This window comes from Moorena sp. SIO3I8, from assembly GCF_010692325.1.
Taxonomy (GTDB): domain Bacteria; phylum Cyanobacteriota; class Cyanobacteriia; order Cyanobacteriales; family Coleofasciculaceae; genus Moorena.
Map to the genome: position 1 here is coordinate 1 of NZ_JAAHHW010000342.1, position 1,694 is coordinate 1,694.

General features: G+C 40.1%; 1 protein-coding gene and 1 pseudogene. Both read right to left on the minus strand.

Features of this window, described 5'->3' with window-relative positions; genetic code table 11:
- Window positions 1-352: pseudogene (locus F6K51_RS36820) on the minus strand (transposase); the annotation flags it as partial.
- Window positions 353-606: 254 nt separating this feature from the next.
- Window positions 607-987 (minus strand): microviridin/marinostatin family tricyclic proteinase inhibitor, encoded by a 381-nt coding sequence (locus F6K51_RS36825; protein ID WP_293031006.1) that lies wholly within the window; start codon window positions 985-987, stop codon window positions 607-609.
- Between the last annotated feature and the right edge of the window lie 707 nt (window positions 988-1,694).

Sequence of the window (1,694 nt, forward strand, 5' to 3'; positions counted from 1 at the left end):
TGGTTCGAGCTATGAATTTAGGAGGGGTGTCTAACCCTTTGTAACGCTTGTTGGTAATGCCAGATTTTAAGTGAGTAGCATTACGCTCTACTTTCATCCAGAGATTTTTATAGATTGCAGCTACCTGTCGAGGTACGTTACATGCCATTTGGGCTGGTAACCTAAAGCGTTCTCGAATGTCGTAGTAAACCTGCTTTTGTAACTTAGCCGCATAGGAAATTTTGCCGTTTTCAAAGGCCAATTTCGATGTATAGTTTAAGGCATCACGATAGGCTAAAGTAACTGCACGAAGCTTTTCTTTTTGCTCCGGTGTGCAGTTTAACTTCAGCTTTGCTGTAATTACCTGCTGCATCGAATTCTTGACCTTTGTTAATTGTGTTATAGTATTTATAAATTTGGTGAGGTACAGTCTTTTTTGACTAGGGATCCCCCCTACTTATCAAAGGGAGGATCTGATTCCCGTAAAACCATCTTTACTATTGCTTATTGCATGCATGCCTATTGCCTTTTGCCTTAAAAGGATAAGCAATGTCGCTGATGAGTAGAGAATTCCGATAGATGTACCTCACGCTGATTAGGAAACGCTATAGTCAACTCGATCCGATATTACTTCTGGGGAGCATCTTCGGCATCAGAGGGGAACTTCAGGGTGATCGCAATTGGACCACCGCCACCATCTTCTTCATCCGATGGGAACTTCTGAGTCACGATTGGACCACCCCCACCCTCTTCGTGATCTGAGGGATACTTCTTAGTCAAGGCTGGACCACCACCACCATCTTCATGATCTGAGGGGTACTTCCGAGTAAAGCATCCGCCACCATCTTCATAATCAGAGGGAAACTTCTCTGTGACCGCAAAACCGCGACCGCCTCTAACATCATCCATTTCCTCTTCAGATAGCTCTTCGCACCATTGCCCTTCTAGGTAGCGGGCAAAAAAGGGAACTGCTTGGGAATTTTCTTCTGGTTTGTCCATATTAAACATGGCTTTAAACTCCTAGTAGATAAATAGGATGTGGATAAATAGGAGATAGGATGTGGCTAAGTATGAGTATATCCATGAATAGACCCATGAATAAACCCATGAATAAACCCATGAATAGACACAACTATTTCCGTATAAATCTATTACAAGCCATGCCCCCCTAGCTGTAACGCCAAATTGGCTAAAATTTTTAATTATCTACTAATATAACTTCTTGATCATTATCCGATGGGTACTTCAGATTCACAAATACATCATCCACGTATTGCTATTAAATATTTATCATAAAAACCATTTTAATAAACCCTGAACCATTGGTATTATTTTTGGTAATGGGTAATGGGTAAGGTAATCACAATTACCTTACCCATTACCAAAGCGTGACAATAGTGATATTATCTGGATATCAAAGAAATAAAGGCGATTCTGAGTCTACTCTTCGGGATATCCGGATATCTCCATCTTGTTAATCTGGGAGACACAGGAAATTCTTGAGTTTTTCAGGCATTTATTCAAAATTCTCTAGAAGGAAGTCCATTATAGCCATAAGTTGGGATTTTGAATTAAATTTTGAATAAAAAAAAATAACCTTTCCCTTAATTAACAGACCATGGATCACTAATCTCAGAATTAACAGACCATGGATCACTAATCTCAGGTATTTCCATAGCTTGTCGTCTGTCTTGCTGCTGTTGAATCCGATCGAG

Excerpts from the sequence above, each read along its gene's own strand:
- F6K51_RS36825 (WP_293031006.1), bottom strand. The coding sequence starts at position 987 with ATGTTTAATATGGACAAACCAGAAGAAAATTCCCAAGCAGTTCCCTTT.